Origin of the sequence: Microbacterium sp. NPDC056057 (assembly GCF_042266945.1) — a bacterium.
In the GTDB taxonomy this organism is placed as follows: domain Bacteria; phylum Actinomycetota; class Actinomycetes; order Actinomycetales; family Microbacteriaceae; genus Microbacterium; species Microbacterium trichothecenolyticum_C.
In genome coordinates this window covers 375,307-399,112 of record NZ_JBHJWS010000001.1, presented here as the reverse complement: position 1 = coordinate 399,112, position 23,806 = coordinate 375,307, and the positions used below count along the sequence as shown (strand labels likewise).

Here is a 23,806-nt window from a genome sequence, read left to right as displayed (position 1 = left end):
CCTGTCAGGCGGCGACGAACGCCGTGCGGGCGAGCGTGATGCGGCGGTCGATGAGGGGGTAGACGAGGTCGACGACGAGGTTCGCGACCACGAAGACGAGGGCGGCGAAGACGACGACGGTCTGCACGACGGGCACGTCGCGGTTGTTGACGGCGGTGACGACGAGGCGTCCGATTCCGAGGCGCGAGAACACGGTCTCGGTCACGACGGCACCCGAGAGCAGGCCGCCGATGAGCACGCCGACCATCGTGAGCGAGGGGATCGCGGCGTTGCGGAACGCGTGGCCGAGCTGCACCCGGCGCTCGCTCGCGCCCTTGGCGCGCACGATCTCGACGTACGGCTGGGCGAGGGTCGAGCGGAGGCTCCGCGACAGCAGCTGCGCGATGAAGGCACCCGAGGGGATGGCGATCGTGATCGCGGGCAGCACGAGGCTCTCGAAGCCCTCGTTGCCCATCGAGGGGAAGAGGCGGATGCGGAAGGAGAACGCCTGCAGAAGCAGGAGCCCGATCCAGAACACCGGGATCGAGACGCCCAGCGGCGGCAGCGACGACAGCAGGTTGCGCAGCCATTGCGCGCGGGCGAGCGACGCCGACAGTGCAAGGACGACGCCGAAGACCACCGACACCAGGAACGCGAAGGCGGTCAGCGCGAGCGTCGGGGGGAGCGATTCGAGGAGGAGATCGGATGCCGGGCGCCCGGTCTGCGTCGACACCCCGAAGTCTCCGGTCAGCGCCTTGCCCAGCGCGACGAGGTACTGCTCCCACAGCGGGCGGTCGAGCCCGAGCTCGCTGCGCAGCTGCGCCACGAGCTCGGGATCGATGGCCTCCTGGTCGCCGCCGCCCGCGAACAGCGTCGCGGCGTCGCCCGGCAGCAGGTACAGGATGAGGAACGAGATCGTGTACGCGGCCCACAGGACGATGACGCCCTGCCCGATCCTCCGGGCGATGTATCGACCCCACATGATTCGTTCCTCATCCCTTTCGTTGCGCCCGTACGGGCTTACTCGGCGATCCAGGCGTCGTAGAAGTCCAGGCGGCTGGAGGCCTCGAAGCCGAGGCCCTGCACCTTCGACGCGGCCGTGATGGTGGTCGACAGCTGGTAGATCGGGATCGAGTAGCCGCCCGTGATGAGCAGTTCGGCGGCCTCGTCGACGACCTTCTGGCGCTCGGCCGGGTCGATGATCGCGGCCTGCTCGTCGAGCAGCTCGTCGATCTCGGCGGGCTCGGTGCGCTTGGTCGCGTTGTTGGTGCCGCTCACCGAGAAGACGGTCCGCAGCACGTCGGGATCGGCCCGCGTCAGGTTGCCGTACGAGAAGTCGTAGGTGCCGTCGGCGTTCGCGGCCTGCACGTCGGCGATGCTCGCGAAGGTCAGCTGCAGGTCGATGCCGATCTGACGCAGCTGCTGCTGAACGAGCTCGAGCACCTCCTTGGGCGACTGCCAGTAGGTGACGTGGAAGCTGAGCTTCTCGCCGTCCTTCTCGCGGATGCCGTCATCGCCCTCGGTCCAGCCGGACTCCTCGAGCAGCTCGGCGGCCGCCTTCGGGTCGTACTCGAGCACGTCGCTCAGGTCGGTGAAGTACGGCGTCGACGAGGCGAGCGGCGACACGGCGGGCACGTCGTCGGGGCCGAGGAGGGTCGACGTGATCTGCTCTCGGTCGATGCCCTTCTGGATCGCCAGGCGCACGTTCTCGTCGGCGAGCTTGTCGGTCGACTGGTTCGCGTACAGGTTGTAGACCGAGCCGGGGTTGGCGCGGTTGAGCGACCAGAAGTCCTCGCCCTCGAACAGCACGGCGTCGGCCGTCGCGATGCCCGTGGTCGCGTCGATCTGACCCGACTGCAGGCTGCCCGTGCGGTTGCCCGACTCGGGCACGACCTTGTACGTGATCGTGTCGAGGTAGGCCTCGCCGGTGTGGGCGGCCGTCGACGGGCCCCACTCGTAGCCCTCGCGGCGCTCGAGCACGGCGCCCTCGTTGGGCGTGTAGCTCTGCACCGAGAACGGACCCGAGCCGATGTAGTCGCCGAGGCAGCGATCCGCCTGGCTCACCGCGGCCGTCGCGGGCGACAGCAGGCCGAGCGAGAACGTCGAGGTCGCCTGCAGGAACTGCGCGCTCGGCTCCGAGAAGTTGACGATGACCGTGTGCTCGTCGGGCACCTCGATGCTCTCGAGGTCGGCGAGGTACGACGAGCCGAGGCTCGCCTTCGCGCCGAGCGCCTGGATGGCCTCGAAATTCGTCTTGACGGATGCCGCGTCGATGGGCTCGCCGTCGGCATACGTGGGACCGTCCTCCAGGGTGAACGTGAAGCTCGTGGCGTCGTCGTTCACCTCGAAGTCGGTGGCCAGCCACGGCAGGATGTCGCCGGTCTCGGGGTCCTGGATCGTCAGCGACGCGACGGTCTGGCGGGCGATCGCGATCGCGTCGTTGTTGCCGACCTGCTGTGGGTCGATGCACTGGCTGTCGACCGAGATCGCGAAGGTCAGGTTGCCGCCCGTGACGGGCTCCGCCTCGGCGGATGCGGTGGGTGCGGCGTCGCCGGCGCCGGTCGCGCACGCGGTGAGCGCGAGCGCGACGACGCCGATCGCCGCAAGCGCGGCGGTACGGGGTCGGGTGAACGACATTGGGGGTCTCCAGAAGCTGTGGCGGACGAGCCCCGGCGGGGTGCCGGGCTCGTGGATTCAGCGTCCCGGAGAGGTCCCGCAGGCCTCGATCGGGGATGTCACGCGGCGTGAATGTCGGTCGCGCACGGTCACGCGCCGTCATCCGGCGTCATGTTCCGCAGTTACCTCGAGCGGGTCCCGCGCCCTATCCGCGACCCGAAGTGACTGCGGAGCCCGCGGCGTGGAGGCTCCGCAGTCACGTTTGGCGGGTTCGTGGGCCGTGCACCCGCAAAAGGTGACTGCGGAACAGAGGAGCGGCGGCGGGAGGGCGGAGCCGAGGCCGGGACGCCGGCTACGGCGCGACGGGCACCGCGACGCCGAGATGTGCGGCGATCGCGCCCGCGACGACGTCGGTCTGGCGCAGCGACAGGGAGTTCGCCGCGGGACGGGTGAAGGCGCCGGCCTCGGTCTGCGACGTGAAGGGGCCGATCGCGAACAGAGTGGCGTGCGGCGCGCCGTCGAGGCGCAGCACCCGGCCGTCGTCGGCGACGCGGACGCGTCCGAGCGAGCCCGAGTACTCGGCATCCGTCACGTGCAGCACGCTGCCGTGCACGGTCGCGAGCTCGCGCAGCGCCGGATTGGTGCTGAGTTCCGCGTCGGCGGCCGGCAGCCACGCGTCGACGAGGGCGCCGGCGACCGTCTCACCCGGCACACGGGGACTGGATGCGGCGAACCCGCGCGGCTCGACGACCACGTCCACGTCGGGCCCGAGGAAGCGCACGACTCCCGCATCGGCGAGGGCGAGCAGCTCCTCGAGCCGGTGCGGGGGCGGACCGCTCGCGAGGTAGCTGAAGAAGGTGTGCCAGCGGACGGGCAGCGTGTAGGCGCGGGATCGCGCCGTGAAGCGCTCCTTGGGGATCTCCGCCAGCGCCATGAACGACAGCAGAGCGGCGATGAACACGCCTTGTGCGGGGCTCCGCTCCTGCGTCGTACGCAGTTCGAGGTCGTCGCGGATGTGCGCCCGCACCCGGCTGTGAGCGTCGCCGGCGTCGGCGAACTCCGCGTCGGCGAACGGCCGGTCGAACGCGGCGACGTCGAACCGGTCCAGTGGGTCGGGCACGACGGCGGCGATCGCGTCGCCCAGCGCGGGGTCGTCCCACGCGTGCGCGCGCAGCACCGGATGGAACTCGTCCCACGTCGCCGATACCCGCTCCGGATGCCCGGTGAAGAGCTCGCGGTAATGCCCGTGCAGCAGCTCGGCGGCGACCAGGGGCCATACGTCGCGGTCGAAGTCGATCGGCCGGCCCGTGTCGACGAGCGCGGCGATCACGTCCGGCGTCAGCACGTCCCGCTGCGGGGGCGAGCCCTGCAGCGTCGACGTCACCTTCGATCGGTACGGCACCCCGCGTCGCGAGCCGAGGTGCAGTCGCGGCTCCTGGCCTGACGGCACGTAACGCAGCGACCCGTCGGCGACCCGGTCGAACCGCCCTCCTCGGCCCTGGGTGAGGAGCACGACGAGGTCGACGGCCGCCAGGCCCATGCCCCGCACGATCACATCGGCACCCGCGGCCAGCGCCGAGAGGTCGGCGTCCGCGGTGAACGCCGGGCCCACGTAGACGAGCCCGCCGCGCCGCGCCGCCGCCGTCAGCACTGCCGACGCCGGGTCGGGCTCGCGCTCGGTGTGGCCGAGGCAGTAGGCGACAGCATCCGTCTCGATCTCTCGACCGCTCGCGAGCGAAACCGCGTGCCGCCCCGACCACAGAGTCCGCACCGACGTCACCGTGTCGGTGTGCAGGCGGATGGTCACGCCCTCCGGCGCGCTCGCCGCGGTGCGGCGGAAGAACCAGTCGAGGTAGTGGCTGTGCAGGCGCCGTGTCGGGAAGCCTTCGGGAGTGAGCGCCCGCGCCTCGGCCTCCGAGAGCTCGTCGAGGTCGACGTCGGGCAGGTCGCCCGCCCGCCACAGCTCCAGCCACTCGCTGAGCGAGGGGCCGGAGCGCACCGGCCCCTCGATCGTGCAGCTCTCGTCGGTGAACACGGTGACGTCGCGGGTCATCGAGTTGAGCTTGAGCAGCGGCGACTGCGCGTGTCGCCAGATGCGGCCGGCACCGGGGGGATGCGGGTCGACGAGGTCGATGTCGAGCAGCGTGTGCTCGTCCGCGCGCGCCAGGACGCGTTCGAGGAGCATGATCGCCCGGGGGCCGGCTCCGACGAACAGCAGGCGCGCGCGGTCGCTCATCGGGCCGCGAGTGCCGGTGCGGCGACCGGCGCGGGAAGGCCGAGCAGATCGCGCAGCGTCGCGCCCGCCTCGTAGGACTGCCGGTACGAGCCGCGCTCCTGCAGCAGCGGTACGACGCGCTCGGCGAACTCGTCGAGCCCGTGCGGCGTGAGGTGCCCGACGATCGTGAAGCCGTCCGTCGCGCGCTCCTGCACGTAGCGGTCGATCTCGGCCGCGATGTGCGCGGGCGTCCCCACGAAAGTCGGGGTGGCCGTCAGGCGGATGACGGTTTCGCGGATGCTGAGCCCCTCGGTCTCCGACAGCTCACGAAGCTTGGCGATCCGAGCCCGGACCGCTGCGTGCCGGTTCGCCCAGCCGCGCGCGGTCTCCGACCCGGTGTCGGGATCGACGTCGGGAAGGGGGCCGTCGGGGTCGTAGCCCGACAGGTCGCGGCCCCACACCTGCTCCACGTACGTGAGCGCGACCTCGGGCCGCACCTGCTGCAGCGCGACCTCGCGGGCGCGCTCGCGGGCGTCAGCGTCGGTGTCGCCGAGGGAGAACGTCGCCGCCGGGAGGATCTTGAGGGCGTCCTCCTCGCGTCCGTAGCCGGCGAGCCGGCCCTTGACGTCGTCGTAGAACGCGCGGGCGTCTTCGAACTCCTGGTGCAGCGAGAAGATCACCTCGGCGTGCTCGGCGCCGAACGTGCGCCCGTCGGCGGAGTCGCCGGCCTGCACGATGACGGGGCGGCCCTGCGGAGAGCGGGGCACGTCGAACAGGGCGTCGACGTCGAACTGTGGGCCGGTGTGGCGCACCTGCGCGGGGACGCCGTCGTCGAGGAAGACGCCGGTTGCGGCATCCGCGCGCACGTCGCCTTCGCCCCACGAGTCCCACAGCTCCTTCGCCAGTGCAGCGAACTCACGGGCCCGCTCGTAGCGGTCGGCATGGTTCAGGTAGCCGCCGCGGCGGAAGTTGGCGCCGTGGAAGGCATCGGAGCTCGTCACGGCGTTCCAGCCCGCGCGGCCGCCCGACAGGTGGTCGAGGGTCGCGAGCTCGCGCGCCAACTCGTAGGGCTCGTTGAACGTCGTGTTGAGCGTGCCGACGACGCCGACGTGCTCGGTGATCGCCGCGACCGCCGCGAGGATCGACAGCGTGTTCGGGCGGCCCAGCACGTCGAGCTCGTGGATACGGCCCTTGTGCTCGCGAAGGCGAAGGCCCTCGGCGAGGAAGACGTAGTCGAAAAGCCCACGCTCGGCCGTCGCGGCGAAGTGCTCGAACGACGAGAAATCGATCTGGCTGCCCGCCGCCGGGTCGGTCCAGACGGTGGTGCTGTTGACGCCGGGGAAGTGCGCGGCGAAGTGGATCTGGCGGGGACGGCTCACAGCGCGACCTTCTCTCGGACGTAACGGCTCTCGGGGCGGGCGAGGTCGAGGCGGGCGCGGAGCGACGCCGCTGCGTCGTCCTCACGCAGGGTGCCCGTCGCGCGCAGCAGCGGCACGACCTGGTCGGCGATCGCCACGACATCGGCGGGCTGGCGCGCGGGGCGCAGGCGCACGCCGTCGACGCCCTGCGCCGCGAGCTCGCGCACAGCGTCGGCGACATCGCCGGGCGTGCCGACGACGACACGTGCGTCGGAGGTGAGCTGCTCGCCGTCCCACTCGTCGAGTCGCGCCAGCGCCTCGCGCGCGGCGGCCTCGGTGTCTTCGATCAGCACGAGCAGGTCGGCGAAGACACGCAGCGGCTCGTCGCCCGTGCGCAGGTCGTCGGCGGCAGCATCCAGCTCCGAAAGGATGCCGGGCAGAGCGAAGCCGGGACGCCCGCCCTCGACGTGGGGTGTGATGAACACGACGTCGGCGTGTTCGGCGGCGAGGCGGTACGGCACCGTCTGGTGGGCGAGCACGGTGATCAGGGGGCGACCCTGCGGCGACCGCGGCACGATCGACGCGCCGGTGATCGAGAAGAACTCGCCCTCGAACTCGATGTTGTGCACGCGGTCGGCGTCGAGGAAGCGGCCTGCCGCGGCATCCCGGATGATGGCGTCGTCCTGCCAGGAGTCCCACAGGCGCGACAGCACATCGGCGAACTCGCCCGCCTCGCGGAACGCGGCGAGGATCTCGGGGGAGTCCTCGACGCGGCCCGACCTGGGGATCGCGTCGACCCCGGACGTGCGACGGCCGAAGTTGGCCCGCTCGGCGGCGGATGCGCCCGCGACCAGCCGCACGCCGGCGCGGCCACGGCTGGCGAAGTCGAGCGTCTGGATGCCGGTGGCGACATGGAACGGCTCGGGGTGCGCCGTCGTGACGGTGGGCACCAGGCCGATCCGGCGCGTGAGGGGCGCGACGTACGACGCGATGAGCACGGCGTCGAGCCGGCCGCGGACGCGGTCGCGGCGGAGTCCCTCGGCGGGCTCGAAGCGGTCGGTGAGCGCGAGGGCGTCCTCGATGGTGGCGAGGGCGATGCCGGCGTCGTCGGCCGTGCGCAGCAGGTCGCGCCAGTAGCGCGCCGACGTCAGCTCGTGCGGGCGGGCCGTCGCCTCGCGCCACGCGGCGGGGTGCCAGCCGGCCCGTTCGAGGGCGACGGCGAGGTGAACCTGATCGGTCACGGGAACTGTCCTTTCTAGCCCCGCACGCGACCTGCGTCGCGTGCGGCCTCTTCGCACGAGGGAATCCGCTCCTCACGATTCCCGCGGGGTCGTGCGTGCGTCCAACCCCGGTCGTCACGGGAGGACTCGCGGCGCCAGAAGGCGTAACGAAGCATCCGGATAGGATGGGGTGTAACCGTCCGATAACGGGGGAGTAGCCCATGCCAGGCATCGTGATCGTCGGAGTCCAGTGGGGAGACGAGGGCAAGGGCAAGGCCACCGATCTCCTGGGTGAGCGCACCGACTGGGTGGTCAAGTTCAACGGCGGCAACAACGCCGGCCACACGGTCGTGATCGGCGACGAGAAGTACGCGCTGCACCTGCTGCCGTCCGGCATCCTGTCTCCCGGCGTGAACGCCGTGATCGGCAACGGCGTCGTCATCGACCTCGAGGTGCTCTTCTACGAGCTCGAGGCGCTGCACGCCCGCGGTCTCGACACCTCGCGCCTGCGCGTGAGTGCGAACGCGCACATCATCACGCAGTACCACCGCACGCTCGACAAGGTCACCGAGCGCTTCCTCGGCAAGCGCCAGATCGGCACCACCGGTCGCGGCATCGGCCCGGCCTACGCCGACAAGATCAACCGCGTCGGCATCCGCGTGCAGGACCTCTTCGACGAGAACATCCTGCGCCAGAAGGTCGAGGGCGCGCTCGACCAGAAGAACCACCTGCTGGTCAAGATCTTCAACCGCCGCGCTATCACCGCCGACGAGATCGTCGACGACCTGCTGTCGTACGCCGAGCGTCTTCGCCCGATGGTGGCCGACACGTCGCTCCTGCTGGGCGACGCCCTCGACGCGGGCGACGTGGTCGTCTTCGAGGGCGGCCAGGCGACGATGCTCGACGTCGACCACGGCACCTACCCGTTCGTCACGTCGTCGTCGGCGACCGCCGGTGGCGCCGCGACCGGCGCGGGCGTCGGACCCAACCGCCTCGACCGCATCGTCGGCATCGTGAAGGCGTACACGACGCGCGTCGGCTCGGGACCGTTCCCGACCGAGCTGTTCGACGAGAACGGCGACTTCCTGCGCTCGCGCGGCTTCGAGTTCGGCACCACGACCGGCCGTCCGCGCCGCGTCGGCTGGTACGACGCGCCGATCACGCGTTACGCGACCCGCATCAACGGCATCACCGACCTCGTGCTGACCAAGCTCGACATCCTCACCGGCCTCGACCAGATCCCGGTCTGCGTCGCGTACGACGTCGAGGGCGAGCGGTTCGACGAGGTCCCCGTGAACCAGTCCGACTTCCACCACGCGAAGCCGATCCTCGAGTACTTCCCCGGCTGGAAGCAGGACATCTCGGGGGCCCGCACCTTCGACGAGCTCCCGCGCGAGGCCCAGGAGTACGTCCTCGCGCTCGAGGCGATGAGCGGCACGCGCATCTCGGTGATCGGAGTGGGCGCTGCCCGCGACGCCGTGATCGTGCGCCACGACCTCGTCGACTGACGTGAGGTTCTGGCTGGGCGGGTACACCGCCGACATGGGCGGCAGCGCGTCCGGATTCGGGATGCTGCTCGCCGGCGCCGCCGACGACGCCTCCGCGGGCGGCGCGCTGGCGTTCGCCGGCGAGGTCGCGACGACCGACTCGCCGTCGTGGCTGGCGGCGCATCCCGGCTCATTGACGGTGGCGCCGGGGGACGTCGTGTATGCGGCGCTCGAAGCGCGGCAGCAGGTGCAGGCGTTCCGCCGCACCGGAGAGGCGACGTTCGCGCCGCTCGGTGCCCCCGTCGCCGCCGGTGAGGCGGTGTGCCACGTGGCCGTGTCGCCCGATGGTCGCTTCCTGATCGCGAGCTGCTGGGGCGACGGACGCGTCGTCCGCATGAACCTGGATGCCTCGGGCCGTCCCTCGTCGCCGGCGATCGCTCCGGCGGCGACCGACCCCTACGGACCCGACGGCGCGGCGGAACGGGCCGGCGACATCGACCTCGCCGCGGCCGCGCGTGCGCTGCGCGAGGCCGCCGGCGAGGAGTACGCGCACCTCGTGCCCGGCCACGACCGCGAAGAGGCCGAGCCGGCAGCGGGCGGCGGGGACGAGGCATCCGCTGTTCGTCCCTCCCGTGCGCACCAGGCGGCGTTCCTGCCGGGCGGGCTCATCGCGACGACCGACCTCGGCTACGACGTCGTGCGGTTCTGGCGCGACGGCGCGAACGGGCTGCGTCAGGTGCAGCAGGTCGCGCTGCCGCAGGGCAGTGGGCCGCGGCACATGGTGTGGCACCCGAGCGGGCATCTCTACGTCGTGACCGAGTTCTCGTGCGAGCTGTTCGTGCTCGTGCCGGCGGTCGACGGCACGTGGAGCCTCGTGGGCGGCACGCCGCTGGGCGCCGGAACCCTCCCGGGCGACAGCGCCGCCGAGCTCGCCGCGTCGCGTGACGGAGAGTTCCTCTACGCCGGCGTGCGCGGCAGCAACACCCTCGCGACGCTCCGCGTGCGGGGCGCCGGGGAGTACGTCGAACCGGTCGCCCTCGTCGACGCCGGCGTCGACTGGCCGCGGCACCACGTGGTGGTCCGCGACATCCTGCTCGTCGCCGGGCAGCTGTCGAACGAGGTCGCGTCGCTCACGCTCGACGTGCGCACGGGGGTTCCGGGCCGCGTGCGGCACCGCACGGAAGCGCCGTCGCCGACCTGCCTCCTCCCCGTGCGTTGACTCCCGGCGGCGGGCCGCCTGCAGCTCAGCGATCGGCACGAGACCTCACAACAGCACCTGGTGGAGACACCTCTGAGTGCGTTTGTGTGGTCTCGCATGCAGGAGGGTGGGGGACCTTTCGTCGCCCTGCCGCGGCGTCGGTGCGCCAAACGTGACGAGACCTCACAACAGCACCTGGGTGGAGTCGCGCTGCGGTGCGTTCGTGTCGTCTCGTTCGGGGAGAAGGTGGGCGCGCGCGTGACGTGGGGCGGTCAGGCGGCCTGCGGCACCGGTGCCGGGGCGAGCAGGTGCTCGACCACGTACTCAGCGTCGGGGCGCATGCCGACGAGGGTCGGCGACATCACGGAGTACTGGAACGGCAGGCCGACGAAGGCGAGTCCGGGGACGGCGTCGGCCATTCCGCGCCGGTGCGCGACTCCTTCGGGGCTCAGCACTCCGGGGATGTCGATCCAGGCGAAGTCCGGCAGCGAGCCGGTGCACCACACGACGTTCGCGACGTCGAGCGTCTCGCCCGATTCGAGCTGCGGCATCCCGTCGCGCACCCCGGCCACGCGGGCGACCTGCGCGATCCCCGCCTTCACGAGGTCGCGGGTCTTGTTGCGCACGAGGTTGACGCCGTGGCCCCGATTCGCCGCCAGGAACGCACGCCCGCGCTCGGTGTCGATCGTCGTCGCACGAAGCCGCCGCAGGAACAGTCCCGACGTGAGATTGCCGATCGGGGTGTCGATGTCGGGCGGGATCTGGCCGGGGTTGCGCCCCGAGATCGTGGTCTCATGACCGGATGCTGCCGCCTCGAGCGCGATGTCGGTGCCCGAGTTGGCCGCGCCGACGACGAGCACCGATCCCGGCCCGAGGTCCTCGGGACCGCGGTAGTCGAGGGAGTGCAGCTGATGGATCGCGGGGTCGAGCTCCCCGGCGAACGGCGGGACGATCGGCACATGATGCGCGCCCGCGGCGACGACGACGTGCGCCGCGATGACCTCTTCGCCGGTCGACAGCGCGAGCCGGAACCTGCCGTCAGGCTCGAGCGAGAGCCGGTCGACGCGGGTCGAGAGCCGCACCCGTGCGCCGATCGTGGCGGCGCAGCCTTCGAGGTAGTCGGCGAACCCGTTGCCCGTCGGGTATTCGAAGAATCCGATGTCGAGGCGCATGCCCGGCAGCTCCGCCCAGCGCCGCGGCGTGAAGAGCCGCAGCGAGCGATAGCGCTCCCGCCAGGTGTCGCCCACGCGATCAGCGGCCTCGATGATCTCGAAGTCCACGCCGCGGGCGGCGAGCAGACGTGCGGTGTGAAGACCGGCGACCCCCGCGCCGATGACGACGGTGTCGAGTGTTGTGGTGTCCATGATGACCTCCTGACCTCACGGTAGGAGGGGGTGGCCGGGCCGGCATCGGCAGAAATGACCAATTCCGCGGGCCGCAGCATCCGTCCACCCTCGGTCTGAGTCGTCGCGGATCCTCGATCGAGGACCACGCCGGGGGCTCAGGTGGCGACGGCCAGGCCATGCTCGAACGCATAGGCCGTGGCCGCCGAGCGGCTCGGCACCCCGAGCTTCGCGAGGATGCTGCCGACGTGCCGCGCGACCGTGCGCTCGCTGAGGAACAGGTGCTCGGCGATGCGCCGGTTCGACCAGCCGCGAGCGACGAGGGCGAGCACCTCCCGCTCGCGCCGGCTGAGTCCGGGATCGGATGCTGCGCCCCGCGCCGCGGCGACGCGCTCGAGGCGCGCGAGATCGGGGATCGCGCCGAGCCCTTCGAGCACCCCGCGTGCCGCGTCGAACTCGAGCTCGGCGCCCTCGGCGTCGCCGATGTCGCGGATCGCGGCGCCGATCGAGATGCGCGTGAGGGCAGCGTCGTACGGTGCGTCGAGCCGCCGCCATGCCGCCCACGACGCGCGCAGGAGCGCCAGCGCCTCGGGGGCACGACCCTCCGCCAGGGCGACCTCGCCGTCTGCCCGCGACGACAGCGCCCGCAGGTAGCGGGTGTCGAACGTCGTCGCGCATGCCCTCAGGTCGTCTGCCGCGGCCGCCGCATCGCTGAGACGTCCGCGGTCGAGTGCCACTCGCACGGCCGCCGCCGCCATCTCGGCGCGCATCACCGGTTCGTGCGGGGTCGTGCGCGCGGCCTCGAGCCCCGCCCATGCGCCGCCGAGGTCTCCCGTGTCGCGGTGGAGCAGGGCCAGCCCGGGCTGCACTTCGCGGCCGAGGGACGCGGCACGGCGTATCGCCTCGCGGGCAGGTCCCGATCGCCCGGCGACCCGGTGCAGGTCCGCGGCGCGGTACCACGCGTTCGCCAGGGTCTCGCCGCGCTTCTCGGTCGCGCACACGTCATCGATCGCGCTCGCCGCCGCCTCCCACTCACCGCCGAGCTGCAGCACGCCCGCCCGGTGAAGCGTGCATTCGCCGCGGAACGGTTCGAGCCCGCGCTGTGCGTCGCACCAGTCGCCGAGCTCGCGCGTCCACACGCGGGCGCGCTCGATGTCGCCGCGGCCGAGCAGGCTCGCGATCGCCGCGCAGTACGCGGGGCCCGCCGCCCGGTCGCTCACGCGGCCATCGGCGATGAGCAGCATCACGCGATCGATCTCGGCGAACGCCTCCTCCATGCGCCCGGTCGCCAGCAGCGCGCGGCCGAGCCCCATGGTCCCCAGGGTGACGCCGTCGGCGTCGGCCGCAGCATCCGCTCTCTCGATCGCCGCGTGGAAGAGCGGGATGGATGCTGCCACCTCGCCGCGTGCGAACGTTCCGACGGCGACGCACAATGCGCGGGCGGCGTCGGTCGCGGGCGTGGCGTCGGCGCGCCCGCACAGCTCGATGAGCCGGGCCATCCAGGCGCCGGCGCGCACCTCGTCGCCGTGCTCGCTCAGGGTGAAGCCGAGCCAGAACACGCACCGCACCGCCGCGGCGAGATCCCCGTCGTCGAGGTAGCGCAGGTGCGCTCGCTCCCACGCCCTCACCGAGACGTCGTCGCGGCCGACGAACCACGCCGCCTGGCCGAGCTCGTCCAGCTCATCGCCGGCAAGTGCGGCCTCGCGTGCGGTGAGCTCCTCGTACCGGCCCGTCCAGTCCACGACGCCGGCCTCCCGGATCGCCATGCGCACAGTATGGGCGCGGCCGGGGGCGCCGACAAGCCCTGCGCCCCGCCCGGCGCGCGCCCCTCGTGACGAGACCGCACGACAGCACCGGCGGATGCCGCGCTTCGGTGCGTTCGTGCGGTCTCGCGTGCCCGCGACGCGGGCACGCTGCTCGGAGGGTCAGATCTTGGCGTCCTGCTTGGGGATGAAGACCTGCTTGATGATGAGGAGGATCGACGCCGTCACCGGGATCGCGACGAGCGCGCCGAGGAGGCCGAGCAGCGTGCCGCCCACCATCGCGCCGATCACGACGAGGGCGCCGGGAACGGAGATCGCCTTGTTCATCACCTTCGGGGTCAGGACGTACGCCTCGAGCTGCATGTAGATGAGGTAGATGATCGCGAAGATCAGCGCGGGCACCCAGCCGGTGAAGAGGGCGAGCGTCGTGGCGGTCAGCCAGTAGAGCACCGAACCGATGAGCGGGATCAGCGTGATGAGGAAGGCGAGCACACCCATCAGGGCCGGGAACGGCAGCCCCAGGAACAGATGCAGAAGGAACGCGACGACCGAGTTGCAGAACGCCAGCACCACCATGCCCATCAGGTAGGCGCCGATCGAGTCGGTGATCTGGTCGGTCATCGCCGCGGCCTTCTTGCGGTTGCGCGCCGCGACGAAGCGGTTGAACGCGACCTTCATGTTGGGCAGTCCCGCGAGGAAGTACAGGCTCAGCACCAGCACGATGATGAGGCCCGAGATGGTCGTTCCCACGCTGACGGCGAAGTTCACGACGCCGCCGCCGATGGCCGCGATGTTCGCGGGGTTGGTCAGGAACTTCTCGACCTGGTCGGTGATCTGACCCACCTGCGAGCCGAACGTGTCGGTGAGCCACCCGTAGAAGTCGGACTTCTGGAAGTTCGCGATGGTGGTCGGCAGATCCGTGAAGAACGCGCTGATCTGCTTGATCAGGGTCGGCACCACGAGCAGCAGGATGCCCGTGAGCACGAGTGCGAACGCGGTGTACACGATGACGATCGCCCACGGCCGCGAGACGTTGTGGCGGCCGAACCACCGGACGACGGGGTCGAGACCCAGAGCGGCGAAGAGTGCGAACACGACGTAGATGATGATCGTCGAGAGGTTCCAGAACGCCAGGCCGAGGGCGACCGCCGCAAGCGCGCCGAGGGTCAGCACCAGACCCAATCGGAACGGGCTGTTGAGGTTCGCCCAGAACGTCTTGCCCGCGGGCGCCTCGCCGGTGAAAACCGGGGCGTCTTCGGCTGCGGTGTCCACGGCGGTGCCGTTGGCGGACGCGGACGTGGTGGTCTGGGTGTCCGTGCCCGCCGCAGCGTCGACGGACAGCGGTTCAGCAGCCTCGGCTGCGGTGGCACCGAGGGTGGGCGAGGCATCGGTCATGGGACACACTCTAGGACTGGGGAGTGCGCGCGACGAGGTGCGCGCGGCAACTTCATGCGGATCGCGTGAGCCCACGTCATCCCGCCGGAGGCGCCCTGTCGCTCGGGTATCGTCGAGGGGCGAGAAGGAGCGCCATGACCGAAGACCCTACGACGACGCTGGCCCGGCTGCGCAGCAGCATCGACAACATCGATGCCGCTCTGGTGTATCTGCTCGCCGAGCGCTTCAAGGCGACCAAGCAGGTCGGCCACCTGAAGGCCGAGCACGGCATGCCCGCCTCCGACCCCGCCCGCGAGGAGCAGCAGACTGCGCGCCTGCGCAGCCTCGCCGAGCAGGCCGACCTCGACCCGGCCTTCGCCGAGAAGTGGTTCAACTTCGTGGTCGCCGAGGTCATCCGTCACCACACCGAGGCGGCCGACTCCCGCTGAACTTCCGTTTCACGTGGAACATACATGCTGCCACCCGGCGATCACGCCGGGTGGCAGCATCCGTTTCCGTGGTCTGATCAGGGCACCGTGCGCCGGAGCGTGAGGTAGGAGATCCCGCCGAGCACGAGGGTCAGGACCAGGCCCCACGCCGCGAGGCCGACGGCGCCCAGGCCGACCAGCCACGAGACGACCTCGCCCCAGGCCTCGAAGCGCGTGATCGCCCAGATCGCGACGAGCAGCAGCACGCCGACCCCGACCCAGATCACGGTCAGCAGGAGCGCGCCCCACCGCTTGTAGACCGTCGCCGACCAGAACCCGAGCATGAAGATGAGCATCGCCATCACGAAGTAGAAGAAGGCCGCGCCGAGCGCGCCGTCCTCGACGACCCAGTCCAGGGCGAAGAAGTACCCGTTGATGCCCCAGCCGTTCGTCGCCTCCTCGATCAGCCCGCCGACCGCGAACACCACCGCCAGCAGCGCCGCGCACATCGCCGCGGCGAGCATCGTGCCGAAGAAGAACTCCCGGCGCGTGACGCTCATCGCCTGCGAGAACGGGAAGGTCAGCGTCAGCGACGAGATCCCCACGAACAGCAGCACCCACAACGGGGCCTGCGAGCCGCCGCCGTAGAAGGGACCGGGAAGACCCGACGAGTTGAGGATCGCGTAGATCGCGATCGACATCGCGAACGAGGCGCCGAGCACGATCAGCGGCACCCAGACGAACGTCTGCTTGTTGATCAGCTGCATGCGCACGACGTTGACGGTGCGGTTCATCGCAGTGCTCCTTCCTCGGACGCCGCGGACCCGGTCGCGTTCTGGGTGGTGCGCACGATCAGCTGCTGCAGCGAGACCGGCGCGACGTCGAGGCCGGCGGCCGCGAGCCGCTCGCGGTCTGCCAGCGACAGCGCGCCGAGGACGGTGACGGATGCCACGTTCCCCAGGCTCTCGCGGTGGATCACCTGTCGGCCGGTGACGAACGCGTCGACGGCGCTCACGTCGCCCACGATGTTCGCGGCGCGGTCGCGCACGGCATCGGTCGCCTCGTCCATGACGATGCGTCCCTGATCGATGACGAGCACGCGCTCGATGAGGTTCGACACCTCGTCGATGAGGTGGCTCGAGAGGATCACCGTGCGCGGGTGCTCGGTGTAGTCCTCGAGCAGCCGGTCGTAGAAGATCTGCCGCGCGACGGCGTCGAGGCCGAGGTACGGCTCGTCGAAGAACGTGATGTCGGCGCGGGAGGCGATGCCGATGATCACGCCGACCGCCGAGAGCTGTCCGCGCGACATCTTCTTGATGCGCGTCTTCTGGGGCAGCTGGAAGTCGTCGATGAGCTGCGCGGCGAGCTCGTCGTCCCAGTTGGGGAAGAAGAGCTTCGCGGCCCCGAACGCGTGCTTCGGCAGTGCGTCGTCGGGATACTTCTGACTCTCGCGTACGAAGCACATGCGCGAGAGCACCTTGACGTTCTCGTACGGCTGCATACCGAACACCCGCACGTCGCCCGACGTCGCGAAGTTCTGCGCCGTGAGGATCGACATGACCGTCGTCTTGCCGGCGCCGTTGCGGCCGAGCAGGCCGTAGATGGTGTCCTTCTCGATGGTGAAGCTCACGTCGTCCACCGCGACGACGTCGCGGTAGCGCTTGGTGAGATTCTTCACCTCGATGACGTGGTTCCCGGTCGTCATCGTGCGGTCCCTTCCGTGGTGGTCGCGACGTGCGCCCCGGCGCGGTCGCGGATGAGCAGTTCCAGGTCTTCGGGCCCGAGCCCGAGCTTGCGGGCCTCGGCGAGCAGCGGCTCGACGAAGCGGTCGGCGAATGCGGTGCGGCGTTCGTTCATCAGGAGTTCGCGCGCACCCGGCGCCACGAACATGCCGATGCCGCGCCGCTTGTACAGCACGCCCTTGTCGGTCAGCATCGCGACTCCCTTCGCGGCGGTGGCGGGGTTGATCCGGTAGAAGGCGGCGAGCTCGTTCGTCGACGGCGCCTGCGCCTCTTCGGCGAGGCTGCCGTCGATGATCGCGTCCTCCACGCTCTCGGCGATCTGGAGGAACAGCGCCCGGCCTTCTTCGATCACTTCAACTCCGCTTGGTCGGTTACTTACTTGACTAAGTAACCATGGAACGTGGATGCCGTCAACCCCCGTCTGCGCGGCGGCCTCGGTTGCCTCCCGGTCGCCGAGTCAAGGCATATCGGCCGGGACCGGGGACTTCGCCCCAGGTCTCGGTGAGGATCCCCGGTCTCGACGACCGGCCCCGGAGCCGCCGAGCCGTGCTATCGCGCGTGCGCGAGGTACCGAAACGGCCGATCGGTGTCGAATTTGCAGCCCATGCGGCCGCATGAAACGGTGGTTGAGGCCCGTCACGGGCCCCTCCCGACCAGTCCGCGGTCTCCGGTGATGCCTGAGCGTCAGACCGGTGAGCGTATGGTCGGCGGCCGCGGCGCGGGTCCGACATCCGCTGCAGGAACGGCCGCCACCCGGGCGCGACCGATGCAGCTCCTGCACCGGAGCTGCCGAGGTGCACAGTGACCGTTCCGCCTGCCATCGAGGCGAGGAATCTCTTCAAGGTCTTCGGACGCAATCCCAAGGACGCCGTCAAGCGGCTCCGTGCCGGCGCGACGCGCGCCGACGTCGCCGATGCGGGCTCGGCCGCCGTGATCGACGCGAGCTTCACCGTGCAGCCCGGCGAGATCTTCGTGATCATGGGCCTGTCGGGCTCGGGCAAGTCCACGGTGCTGCGCATGCTCAACGGGCTGCTGCCGCCGACCGCCGGCGACGTGTTCGTGCAGGGGCAGAGCGTCACCAAGGCCTCTGCCAAAGCGCTGCGGGGCATCCGTCAGCGCTCCATCTCGATGGTGTTCCAGCACTTCGCGCTCCTGCCGCACCTCACCGTGCTCGACAACGCCGCGTACGCCCTCGAGATCCAGGGCGTCGGACGCGACGAGCGCCGCGCGCGGGCGCGCGAGATCCTCGACAAGGTCGGCCTCGGCGATCGCGCCGACGCGATGCCCGACGAGCTCTCGGGCGGCATGCGCCAGCGCGTGGGCCTTGCCCGGGCGCTCACGTCGGGGACCGACATCCTGCTCATGGACGAGGCGTTCTCGGCGCTCGATCCCCTCATCCGGCGCGAGATGCAGGAGCAGCTCATCGAGCTGCAGCGCGAGCTCGGTCGGACGATCGTCTTCATCACGCACGACCTCAACGAGGCGATGTTCCTCGGCGACCGCATCGCGGTGATGCGCGACGGCCGCATCGTGCAGAACGGCACGCCGGAAGAGATCCTGACCGACCCGGCGAACGACTACGTCGCCCAGTTCGTGCAGGACGTCGACCGCGCCCGTGTGCTCACCGCCGGCTCGGTCATGGGTCCGCCGGTCGCCACGACGCCGGTGAGCGCCGGCGTCCGTGGCGCGCTGCGTGTCATGCGCGACCTGCAGGTCGGCTCCGTGTCGGTCATCGAGAACCGGCGCTTCCTCGGCTCGGTGACGGACCGCGCGGTCATCCGCGCCGTCAAGGACGGCCGCACCGACCTGCGCTCGCTCGTGCGCAACGGCCGGCCGGCTGTGCACATCGACGATCCGCTCACCGACGTCGTCGAGCGCGCGGTCGAGAGCCCCGTGCCCGTCGCCGTCATCGACGACGCCGGACGCCTCGTCGGCACGATCCCCCGCGTGACCCTGCTCGCGGCGCTGGGCGATGTGCCGCCGGTGACCCGCGAGAACCCGATCATCGACGTGCCCGCCACCGTCCCGGCGAGCGTCATGACCGAGACCCTCGAAGTCGTCGACCAGACGGGTGCCGTGCCGGCCGGCCGCGCGGCGCCGCCGACGGAGGTCGGCGCCCACGAACACGCCGCCGTGGAAGGAGCCCTGCGATGAACGACCTGATCCGCCTCCCGCTGGGTGACGTCGTCGAGACCGGCGTCCGCTGGGTGATCGACGCGCTCGGCGGGTTCTTCGACGTCGTCGCCGTGATCTTCCGCGGGCTCTACGACTGGCTCGACGCCTCGCTGTCGACCCCGCCGTTCTGGGCCGTCATCCTCGTGATCGCCGCGTTCGCGTACTGGTCGAGGGGCCTCGTGCTCGCCGTCGGCAGCGCACTGGGCCTGCTCGTGGTCGTCGCGGTCGGGCAATGGTCCAACGCGATGGACTCGCTCGCTCTCGTGATCCTCGCCGCCGTCGTGGCGATCGCCATCGCCGTGCCGCTGGGCATCTGGGCAGCCCGCAGCGATCGCGTGTCGGCGATCCTGCGCCCGGTGCTCGACTTCCTCCAGACGATGCCCGCGTTCGTCTACCTGATCCCCGCGATGCTCATCTTCGGCGTCGGCCCCGTGCCGGGCATGGTCGCGACCATCGCGTTCGCGCTCGCTCCCGGCGTGCGCCTCACCGAGCTCGGCATCCGCGGCGTCGACCCCGAGATCGTCGAGGCCGGCCACGCCTTCGGTGCCTCGCCCGGACGCATCCTGCGCCAGATCCAGCTGCCCCTCGCCCTGCCGAGCATCATGGCCGGCGTCAACCAGGTCATCATGCTCAGCCTGTCGATGGTCGTCATCGCGGGCATGGTCGGCGCCGGCGGCCTGGGCGGCCAGGTCGTGCAGAGCCTCAGCCGCATCGACATCGGCCTCGGCGTCGAAGCAGGCCTCTCGGTCGTCATCCTCGCGATGATCCTCGACAGAGTCACGTCGGGCTTCTCCCAGCCGCGTGCCCGCACGCCGCGTGCCACGACCGTCAGGAACGCGGACACGGATGCTGCCACCCCGGCATCCGCGACCCCGAAGCCCGAGCAGGCCGAGGCCGGAGCTGGGCCCACGCGCCCGGAGGCTCCGGCCGAGCGACCCGAGCCCGTCCCGGCCTGACACGAGAGGAACCGACATGACCAAGCGACGCATCATCGCCGCCGGACTCGCCCTGGCGGGGACCGCCGGACTGCTCGTCAACGGCGCGCTCGTGCAGACGGGCGTCGGCGGCTCCGACCAGGGGCACCTGACGATCGCCGTGTTCAACGGCTGGGACGAGGGCATCGCCGCGTCCGAGCTGTGGAAGGCGGTGCTCGAGGAGAAGGGCTACACCGTCGACCTCGCGTACGCCGACCCGGCCGCGGCGTACACCGGCATCGCGAAGGGCGACTACGACCTGACCCTCGACACGTGGCTGCCGCTCACGCACGCCGACTACATGGAGACGTACGGCGACCAGCTCGTCGACCTGGGCGCCTGGAACGACGAGGCCAAGCTCACGATCGCCGTGAACGAGGACGCTCCCATCGACTCGCTCACCGAGCTCGCCGCGAACGCCGACGTGTTCGGCAACCGCCTGGTCGGGATCGAGGCCGGATCAGGGCTCGTGACCGTCACGCAGAACGACGTGATCCCGGGCTACGGCCTCGAGGGCATGGAGTTCGTGACGTCGTCGACGCCCGCGATGCTCACCGAGCTGCAGGCCGCGACCGACGCCGGACGCGACGTCGCCGTCACCCTGTGGCGGCCGCACTGGGCATACAACGCGTTCCCGCTCAAGGACCTCGAAGACCCGGACGGACTGCTCGGCGATGCCGAGGGCATCCACACCGTGGCGTCGACCTCGTTCGCCGACGAGTTCCCCGAGATCTTCGACTGGCTCGAGGCGTTCCGCATGGACAACGAGCTGCTCTACTCGCTCGAGGACGCGATGGTCGGCGCCTACGACGGCGACGACTACGGCCCCGTCGTGGCGAAGTGGGTCGCCGACAACCAGGACTACGTCGACAGCCTCACAGCCCCCGGTCGTTGAGCGAGCGAGGAACGGCCGAAGTCCATCGTCCTCGACGGCGCCCGCACTAGGGTGTGGGCATGACGGTGGCCTTCGTTCTCGGCGGCGGAGGGGTACGCGGTGCCGTCGAGATCGGGATGCTGCGGGCCCTGCTCGAGTCCGGCATCCGTCCGGATGTCGTGGTCGGCACCTCGATCGGTGCCATCAACGGGGCTCTGGTCGCGAGCGACCCGACGCCGGCCGTGATCGAGCGCCTGCTCGACGCTTGGACCTCGCCCGAGGCGAACGCCGTCTACGGCGACTCGCTGTTCGCCCAGTTCACGCGCCTCGTGAAGACCAAGACGCACCTGAACTCGCCGGCCCCGCTGCGGCACCTGCTCGAGCGGTCCCTCGGCGCCGACACGACCTTCGACGACCTCGCGGTGCGCCTGCGCGTGGTCGCCGCGAGCATCGAGCGTGCCGCCGAGCACGTGTTCGAGTCGGGTCCGCTCATCGAGGCGATCCTCGCGTCGGCCTCGGTGCCGGGACTCCTGCCGCCCACCCGCATCGGCGACGAGCACTTCATCGACGGCGGCATCGTCAACTCGATCCCCATCGAGCAGGCGGTGGAGGTCGGCGCGACGACGGTCTACGTGCTGCAGGTCGGGCGCATCGAGACGCCGCTGGTCGCCCCGCAGTCAGCGGTCGACACCGCGCGCGTCGCCTTCGAGATCGCCCGGCGCCATCGCTACGCCCGCGACGTCGCGACGCTTCCCGCGGGGGTCGCCCTGCACGTGCTCCCTAGCGGCGGCGGGCTCGACGGCGACGACTCGCTCATGTCGTATCGCCGCATGGACACCGTCCGCCGCCGCATCGACGCCGCCTACGACGCCAGCCTGGCGTTCCTCGCCGAGCGCGGCCTGGGCACCGAGAGCGACGACCCGGTCGTTGAGCGAGCGGAGCGAGACGAAACGCCCCGAGCCGACGAGGAGACCTGATGCGGATGCTGCCCGCCTGGGTGCGCCGCATCCTTCTCGCCCCGCTCGTGATCGTGGCGGCGCTCGTGATGCTGGTGCTCACTCCGCTGTGGCTGCTCGTCGCCCTCGCGCTGACCTCGCTCGTGCCCGGACGGTTCCGACTGCCGCGCGTGCTGTGGCTCGTGACCGTGTACCTGCTGTGGGACGCGATGCTCGTGATCGCCCTGTTCGCCCTCTGGATCGCCTCGGGCTTCGGCTACGCGCTGCGCCGGCCCGGCTTCGTCACCGCGCACTATCGCCTCGGCGCCTGGGCGCTGCGGCTTCTGTTCTGGATCTTCGGCGGGGTGCTGCGCCTCACGATCACGACGACCGGCTCCGACGACGCGGACGCTGCGACCGGTCGCGCGGCGTTCGAGGCGCTGTTCGCCCCCGGAACCCCGCTCGTGGTGGCGAGCCGGCACGGCGGTCCCGGCGACTCGTTCATCCTCATCCACACCCTGCTCAACGAGGTCGCGCGCCGGCCGCGGATCGTGCTCAAGTACACGCTGCAGTGGGATCCGGCGATCGACGTCCTGCTGCACCGGATCCCGGCGCGCTTCATCGTCCCGTCGGGGTTCGGCGCCGGTCGCAAGGGCGGCGGCGCCTCGGTGGAGGCGGCGCTTCGCGACCTCGCGACCGGCCTCGGCCCCGAGGACGCGTTCGTGATCTTCCCCGAAGGCGGCCAGGTCAGTCCGAAGAGACGGCGCTCGCGCATCAAGCGGCTGCGCGACGCGGGGCGCGAGGCCATGGCCGAGCGCGCCGAGGCGATGACGCACGTCATGGCTCCGCAGCCGGGCGGCATGAATGCCGCGCTGGATGCCTCACCCGACGCCGACGTCGTGTTCATCGCCCACACCGGACTCGAGCGACTCCACACCCTGCGCGACATCTGGCGCGAGCTGCCGATGGACAAGGGCATCACGATGCGCGCGTGGCGCGTGCCCCGGTCGGAGATCCCCGACGACCTCGACGCCCGCGCCGCGTGGCTCTTCGACTGGTTCGCCCGCATCGACGGCTGGATCGACGCCCACCCCGAGCTCGCTGCCTGACCTCGAACCGGTGCTCAGCGGTGGGGCTTGGGGTGCGTCACGCGGCCCGGCGCATCGCCGTTTCCGCGCGAGGGAACCGGCCACGTCGCGCCGGGAGGCGGTGTCGTGCTCGGACGCTTCGGCGCGGGCAGGGGGTCGGCGATCAGCTCGGGCTCCGGCGCAGCCGGGGCTTCCGAGCGAGACGGGGCGGCAGCATCCGGCACCGTCGTCGTGGCGGAGGTGACGGGCCCGAGCTCGAGCATCACCTTCTTCTCGAGCACCTCGATGGCCTCGTCCGAGATGGAGATGAGTCCGTCGAGCTCCTCGCGCACGCGGCGGTAGGCGAGCTGGCGCTCGGCCGGCGTCGCGGCCTCGTCGATCGCGACCGTGAGGAGCTTCTTGGCGATGTCGAGGCGCTTGCGCTCGTCCTCGGTGAAGGTCGAGTCCCGCAGGCGGCGGGCGTCGCGCTCGGCGACGTCGAACGCCACCTCGAAGTCGGCGACCGCATTGCGGTACTCGGCGAGCTGCTCCTTCGAGAGGCGCGCTTTGGCCGACGCGGGGCGCAGGCCGTCGGCGATCCGCTTCGCGCGCAGGAACGCCGCGGTGAGCGGCTGGCGCCCGTCGCTCATGGCAGGGAACGCGATGATCTTCGCGACGTCGAGCTCGTACTCGAGCCAGCGCGCCGTGACCGCGTCGTGCGTCGCGAACAGGCGTTCGAGCTGGGTCACCTGCGTCTCGCGGGACACCGACGCACCCTGCGCAGAACCCGTCGTCGCCGTCGGCGCGGTGATCGGAGGGAGGGATGCCGCCGGCACCGCCTTGCCGCGCGCCGCCGCTTGGGCGGCCTTGAGCTCGGCCTTCGCGTGCATCACCTCGAGGCGGCGCTTGTGGCGCATGCGCGCGCCACGCTCCCAGGCATTGCCGACCATGCCGAGGACACCCATGAGTGGGAAGACGAGCCACCAGAAGTTGCCCGCGAACTCCCAGAACGCTTGCACACTGTCATGCTAACGGCCGGTCGCCGCCGCGTGGTCGGC

General features: G+C 71.0%; 20 protein-coding genes. 8 read left to right on the top strand and 12 right to left on the bottom strand.

Annotated features, from left to right (window positions below):
- Positions 1 to 4: 4 nt before the first annotated feature.
- From ACFC1K_RS01740 to ACFC1K_RS01720, 5 genes are all read right to left on the bottom strand, one after another.
- A complete protein-coding gene (locus ACFC1K_RS01740) occupies positions 5 to 961 on the bottom strand; it encodes an ABC transporter permease (RefSeq protein ID WP_375870180.1) in 957 nt (318 codons plus the stop codon).
- A 38-nt stretch (positions 962 to 999) separates the two neighbouring features.
- Positions 1,000 to 2,616, bottom strand: coding sequence for an ABC transporter substrate-binding protein (locus ACFC1K_RS01735; protein ID WP_375870179.1), 1,617 nt, complete (start codon positions 2,614 to 2,616; stop codon positions 1,000 to 1,002).
- A 331-nt stretch (positions 2,617 to 2,947) separates the two neighbouring features.
- Positions 2,948 to 4,831: an FAD/NAD(P)-binding protein gene (locus tag ACFC1K_RS01730; protein ID WP_375870178.1), complete on the bottom strand. Its 1,884-nt coding sequence runs from the start codon at positions 4,829 to 4,831 to the stop codon at positions 2,948 to 2,950.
- Positions 4,828 to 6,189, bottom strand: a complete 1,362-nt coding sequence (locus tag ACFC1K_RS01725) for an NtaA/DmoA family FMN-dependent monooxygenase (RefSeq protein ID WP_375870177.1) — start codon at positions 6,187 to 6,189, stop codon at positions 4,828 to 4,830. Before ACFC1K_RS01725 ends, ACFC1K_RS01730 begins: the two co-directional genes overlap by 4 nt.
- Positions 6,186 to 7,409, bottom strand: a complete 1,224-nt coding sequence (locus ACFC1K_RS01720) for an LLM class flavin-dependent oxidoreductase (protein WP_375870176.1) — start codon at positions 7,407 to 7,409, stop codon at positions 6,186 to 6,188. Before ACFC1K_RS01720 ends, ACFC1K_RS01725 begins: the two co-directional genes overlap by 4 nt.
- A 200-nt stretch (positions 7,410 to 7,609) precedes the next feature.
- Between ACFC1K_RS01720 and ACFC1K_RS01715 the strand changes: the two genes are divergently transcribed.
- Both ACFC1K_RS01715 and ACFC1K_RS01710 read left to right on the top strand, forming a co-directional pair.
- Positions 7,610 to 8,896, top strand: coding sequence for an adenylosuccinate synthase (locus tag ACFC1K_RS01715; protein ID WP_310244384.1), 1,287 nt, complete (start codon positions 7,610 to 7,612; stop codon positions 8,894 to 8,896).
- Position 8,897: 1 nt separating this feature from the next.
- Positions 8,898 to 10,094: a lactonase family protein gene (locus ACFC1K_RS01710; protein ID WP_375870175.1), complete on the top strand. Its 1,197-nt coding sequence runs from the start codon at positions 8,898 to 8,900 to the stop codon at positions 10,092 to 10,094.
- Between the two features lie 251 nt (positions 10,095 to 10,345).
- Here the strand turns inward: ACFC1K_RS01710 and ACFC1K_RS01705 are convergent, their stop codons facing one another.
- The 3 genes from ACFC1K_RS01705 to ACFC1K_RS01695 form a co-directional block, all read right to left on the bottom strand.
- Positions 10,346 to 11,437: a flavin-containing monooxygenase gene (locus ACFC1K_RS01705; RefSeq protein ID WP_375870174.1), complete on the bottom strand. Its 1,092-nt coding sequence runs from the start codon at positions 11,435 to 11,437 to the stop codon at positions 10,346 to 10,348.
- 137 nt (positions 11,438 to 11,574) lie between these two features.
- Positions 11,575 to 13,182, bottom strand: a complete 1,608-nt coding sequence (locus tag ACFC1K_RS01700) for a LuxR C-terminal-related transcriptional regulator (RefSeq protein ID WP_375870173.1) — start codon at positions 13,180 to 13,182, stop codon at positions 11,575 to 11,577.
- A 159-nt stretch (positions 13,183 to 13,341) separates the two neighbouring features.
- Complete coding sequence (locus tag ACFC1K_RS01695; RefSeq protein ID WP_375870172.1) at positions 13,342 to 14,574, bottom strand: AI-2E family transporter; 1,233 nt, start codon at positions 14,572 to 14,574, stop codon at positions 13,342 to 13,344.
- 134 nt (positions 14,575 to 14,708) lie between these two features.
- Here ACFC1K_RS01695 and ACFC1K_RS01690 point away from each other — a divergent pair, with 134 nt between their 5' ends.
- Positions 14,709 to 15,002: a chorismate mutase gene (locus ACFC1K_RS01690; protein ID WP_045302127.1), complete on the top strand. Its 294-nt coding sequence runs from the start codon at positions 14,709 to 14,711 to the stop codon at positions 15,000 to 15,002.
- 77 nt (positions 15,003 to 15,079) lie between these two features.
- Here the strand turns inward: ACFC1K_RS01690 and ACFC1K_RS01685 are convergent, their stop codons facing one another.
- From ACFC1K_RS01685 to ACFC1K_RS01675, 3 genes are read right to left on the bottom strand one after another with little or no spacing between them, the layout of a single operon-like run.
- On the bottom strand, positions 15,080 to 15,775 hold the full coding sequence (locus ACFC1K_RS01685) for a hypothetical protein (RefSeq protein WP_310286992.1): 696 nt from the start codon (positions 15,773 to 15,775) through the stop codon (positions 15,080 to 15,082).
- The gene (locus ACFC1K_RS01680; protein WP_375870171.1) at positions 15,772 to 16,686 is read right to left on the bottom strand and encodes an ABC transporter ATP-binding protein; all 915 of its coding nucleotides are present in this window, start codon (positions 16,684 to 16,686) and stop codon (positions 15,772 to 15,774) included. Before ACFC1K_RS01680 ends, ACFC1K_RS01685 begins: the two co-directional genes overlap by 4 nt.
- Positions 16,683 to 17,075 (bottom strand): GntR family transcriptional regulator, encoded by a 393-nt coding sequence (locus ACFC1K_RS01675; protein ID WP_375870170.1) that lies wholly within the window; start codon positions 17,073 to 17,075, stop codon positions 16,683 to 16,685. Before ACFC1K_RS01675 ends, ACFC1K_RS01680 begins: the two co-directional genes overlap by 4 nt.
- A 449-nt stretch (positions 17,076 to 17,524) precedes the next feature.
- Between ACFC1K_RS01675 and ACFC1K_RS01670 the strand changes: the two genes are divergently transcribed.
- Genes ACFC1K_RS01670 through ACFC1K_RS01650 form a run of 5 tightly spaced genes read left to right on the top strand, consistent with a single transcriptional unit; the run spans position 17,525 to position 22,790 of the window.
- Positions 17,525 to 18,877 carry a glycine betaine/L-proline ABC transporter ATP-binding protein gene (locus ACFC1K_RS01670; RefSeq protein ID WP_375870169.1) on the top strand — a complete coding sequence of 451 codons (1,353 nt, stop codon included), beginning with the start codon at positions 17,525 to 17,527 and terminating at the stop codon, positions 18,875 to 18,877.
- Positions 18,874 to 19,854: an ABC transporter permease gene (locus ACFC1K_RS01665; protein ID WP_375870168.1), complete on the top strand. Its 981-nt coding sequence runs from the start codon at positions 18,874 to 18,876 to the stop codon at positions 19,852 to 19,854. The genes ACFC1K_RS01670 and ACFC1K_RS01665 overlap by 4 nt, the downstream gene beginning before the upstream one ends.
- Positions 19,855 to 19,870: 16 nt before the next feature.
- Positions 19,871 to 20,767 carry a glycine betaine ABC transporter substrate-binding protein gene (locus ACFC1K_RS01660; RefSeq protein ID WP_375870167.1) on the top strand — a complete coding sequence of 299 codons (897 nt, stop codon included), beginning with the start codon at positions 19,871 to 19,873 and terminating at the stop codon, positions 20,765 to 20,767.
- Between the two features lie 59 nt (positions 20,768 to 20,826).
- A complete protein-coding gene (locus ACFC1K_RS01655; protein ID WP_375870166.1) occupies positions 20,827 to 21,723 on the top strand; it encodes a patatin-like phospholipase family protein in 897 nt (298 codons plus the stop codon).
- Positions 21,723 to 22,790, top strand: coding sequence for a 1-acyl-sn-glycerol-3-phosphate acyltransferase (locus tag ACFC1K_RS01650; RefSeq protein WP_375870165.1), 1,068 nt, complete (start codon positions 21,723 to 21,725; stop codon positions 22,788 to 22,790). The genes ACFC1K_RS01655 and ACFC1K_RS01650 overlap by 1 nt, the downstream gene beginning before the upstream one ends.
- A gap of 14 nt (positions 22,791 to 22,804) precedes the next feature.
- Here the strand turns inward: ACFC1K_RS01650 and ACFC1K_RS01645 are convergent, their stop codons facing one another.
- On the bottom strand, positions 22,805 to 23,767 hold the full coding sequence (locus tag ACFC1K_RS01645; protein ID WP_375870164.1) for a hypothetical protein: 963 nt from the start codon (positions 23,765 to 23,767) through the stop codon (positions 22,805 to 22,807).
- Positions 23,768 to 23,806: the final 39 nt, after the last annotated feature.

Coding starts and splice junctions, on each gene's coding strand:
- ACFC1K_RS01740 (WP_375870180.1), bottom strand. CDS start 961: ATGTGGGGTCGATACATCGCCCGGAGGATCGGGCAGGGCGTCATCGTC.
- ACFC1K_RS01735 (WP_375870179.1), bottom strand. CDS start 2,616: ATGTCGTTCACCCGACCCCGTACCGCCGCGCTTGCGGCGATCGGCGTC.
- ACFC1K_RS01730 (WP_375870178.1), bottom strand. CDS start 4,831: ATGAGCGACCGCGCGCGCCTGCTGTTCGTCGGAGCCGGCCCCCGGGCG.
- ACFC1K_RS01715 (WP_310244384.1), top strand. CDS start 7,610: ATGCCAGGCATCGTGATCGTCGGAGTCCAGTGGGGAGACGAGGGCAAG.
- ACFC1K_RS01705 (WP_375870174.1), bottom strand. CDS start 11,437: ATGGACACCACAACACTCGACACCGTCGTCATCGGCGCGGGGGTCGCC.
- ACFC1K_RS01700 (WP_375870173.1), bottom strand. CDS start 13,182: ATGGCGATCCGGGAGGCCGGCGTCGTGGACTGGACGGGCCGGTACGAG.
- ACFC1K_RS01695 (WP_375870172.1), bottom strand. CDS start 14,574: ATGACCGATGCCTCGCCCACCCTCGGTGCCACCGCAGCCGAGGCTGCT.
- ACFC1K_RS01690 (WP_045302127.1), top strand. CDS start 14,709: ATGACCGAAGACCCTACGACGACGCTGGCCCGGCTGCGCAGCAGCATC.
- ACFC1K_RS01685 (WP_310286992.1), bottom strand. CDS start 15,775: ATGAACCGCACCGTCAACGTCGTGCGCATGCAGCTGATCAACAAGCAG.
- ACFC1K_RS01680 (WP_375870171.1), bottom strand. CDS start 16,686: ATGACGACCGGGAACCACGTCATCGAGGTGAAGAATCTCACCAAGCGC.
- ACFC1K_RS01665 (WP_375870168.1), top strand. CDS start 18,874: ATGAACGACCTGATCCGCCTCCCGCTGGGTGACGTCGTCGAGACCGGC.
- ACFC1K_RS01660 (WP_375870167.1), top strand. CDS start 19,871: ATGACCAAGCGACGCATCATCGCCGCCGGACTCGCCCTGGCGGGGACC.
- ACFC1K_RS01655 (WP_375870166.1), top strand. CDS start 20,827: ATGACGGTGGCCTTCGTTCTCGGCGGCGGAGGGGTACGCGGTGCCGTC.
- ACFC1K_RS01650 (WP_375870165.1), top strand. CDS start 21,723: ATGCGGATGCTGCCCGCCTGGGTGCGCCGCATCCTTCTCGCCCCGCTC.